Source organism: Argonema antarcticum A004/B2 (genome assembly GCF_023333585.1).
Lineage (GTDB): Bacteria > Cyanobacteriota > Cyanobacteriia > Cyanobacteriales > Aerosakkonemataceae > Argonema > Argonema antarcticum.
Genome location: NZ_JAIQZN010000216.1, coordinates 1 through 2,109 on the forward strand (window position 1 = coordinate 1; position 2,109 = coordinate 2,109).

A 2,109-nucleotide genomic window follows, 5' to 3' on the forward strand; every position below is an offset into this window, starting at 1 on the left:
TAATGAATCCTCAACATTTAAGAAATTGGTTTGCTAATTGCTGCTACTGTACCTCATAACAGCGGGAACCGCTGTATTAGATAGCGTTAGACAAGCTAACTGGCAATTATTGGCACCTCTTCTGGAACGTCAGCCGCTTTTTCAGTAGCTTTTGCCAAAAACTTTGTATTAACGATGTTTTTGTAAATCTCCAGATCGGCTTGCCAATTATCAAGAACTCGGTAGAAACTCTTTAAGCGTTCTTCACCAGTCTCAGTCGGGATATCGTAGCTAAAATTGCCCGAAAATAAGATAACAGGGACGGTTTTTCGATCTTCAAACCGCATAGATACCTCATTGACACTCAGATTCAAGGAACTCCGTTCCAGGGTGTAAGTAAAGTTAACTGTAACTCCCACGGGTGCAGTGCCTTCTTCATGCCAAAAACTGGGGGAAAAAAGTGTTTCAGTTAGGTATTTGCGGGCTGATAATTGCTGTGACTCAAAGGAAATATAGTCTCTAGGATTGAGACCTATACCCTGGTATTCTATGTTTGGCAGCGTCTGTATGTACTTGCGAGCAATGTTTGGTGTAGCTAGTTCTGCTGTTGTCTTCTCAGCAATTGCTTCTAAAAATATCACTCGATTGGGTTCAGCTATAATACTAATGCCATTAGCAAAAGTAACCTGAGCCACACGGTTGGTGTAGACTGGGGGACGAGCTAACTCCCAGTCGGTCGGGACGATGCCACTGTATTTCAAGAAATCAGGGTTTAAAATGGTCAGGTTGTGATTTTTGGCGGCGATGACGATCGCGAACTCTTGGAGGACTAAAGTTTGATTCATAGACTTTCCCTGATGAATGTTTAAAATTCGAGCTGATAACGTGCCCTTTAGCGTAGCTTTTTGCCAGATAACTGAGTCGTGCTAACTCATCCAAATTTTTCAATTTTCTTTGGACTTAAACTCAGATTTCCAGTAGCTGCACGCTTTTGTAACCCAGTAATTTTGAGTAAGGCGGCAATTTTTGTTATAATCTAAATTCAAATGTTTCGCTTCCGAAATTCTGCGTAAATTTTCCACAGTTTTAAATTATATCAGCTCCGTTTAATCACCTACATAATTTTTGTTTTTGGTTATGCCTAGATAAATTCAAACAGGGAGTAAGCCTAACCAGGGATAGAGCCAAAGAGGAGAAAATAGAGTATAGTAGCTTCTATACTCAAAACAGCCACACTCCTCAGCCAGCCAGTAGAGATAGCCATTGCAGTAGAAAAAATGAGGATAGCTTGTATTTATTGCCTCATGAGGCTTCTAGGGATCGGCCTCCCGGAGAGTGACAGAAGAGGGATAGTTGATGGCAGAGTCTTAAGGCAGCCGCGATTCGTTCAAAAGTTTTACCCAAATGGCAGCGTGCGACTGACCTTCGCAGCACAAAGAATGCGATCGCCATCCTTATACCCTACAAACCGCACAAAAACCAACTCTCCCTCAGCCAGATCATTTACATCAGCTTGATGCAGCTGGGGATTGTAAGGTACTTGTTCCCAAACTTGACCTATAGGTTCAATATCCCAACTTGCCAGCAGATTATCCAGCGTTGTGAATAAGGAAACTATATTAGAAGCAGGCACTTGAGGGTTGGCCAGTACAGCCGCCCGTACACTGCAATAGTTAATCAACAATGTTTGCAATTGGCGAAAAGTCCTGGAACGCTCATCCAACCGTACCTCTGTTGTTGAATGTTCTAACTGTCTTTTGAGAACGAGGCACTCTTTTGTTAATTTTTCAACTTGAGCCGACTGAGAACGGGATATTGAGCCAGATTGCGACTGAGTAACTAAGCGCTGCGAGGTAGTAACCGGGAATAGATCGTTCCTTAGTGACTCCTGAACGCCAGTACTAGCATCGGTTTGAGCCGAATTACTCTCTTGAGTAACCTCGCAAACGGATGCAGAGGTCACAGGAAAAGGAACAGCAGAAGTTACATTTAAACTCTCCTCCACTTTGACAATTGAAGGCAGAAGGGAATCTTGTTTAGCGTCTGCTGGAAGCTGACAGACTTGTTCTGTCAGCCGATCGTCGGTTACTGAGTTACTTGCCGTCGCGAATGAGGCTGAAATGCTCTTGC

The 2,109-nt window shown here is 43.2% G+C and carries 2 protein-coding genes; both read right to left on the minus strand.

Features of this window, described 5'->3' with window-relative positions; translation table 11 throughout:
- Positions 1-95 precede the first annotated feature (95 nt).
- Positions 96-824: a hypothetical protein gene (locus tag LAY57_RS35395; protein WP_249072147.1), complete on the minus strand. Its 729-nt coding sequence runs from the start codon at positions 822-824 to the stop codon at positions 96-98.
- A gap of 551 nt (positions 825-1,375) precedes the next feature.
- Positions 1,376-2,109: nucleotide exchange factor GrpE (locus LAY57_RS35400; protein WP_420839198.1), on the minus strand; the 734-nt coding region annotated here is incomplete at its 5' end.

What these genes read in the sequence shown, in the direction of transcription:
- LAY57_RS35395 (WP_249072147.1), bottom strand. Translation starts at nt 824, where the DNA reads ATGAATCAAACTTTAGTCCTCCAAGAGTTCGCGATCGTCATCGCCGCC.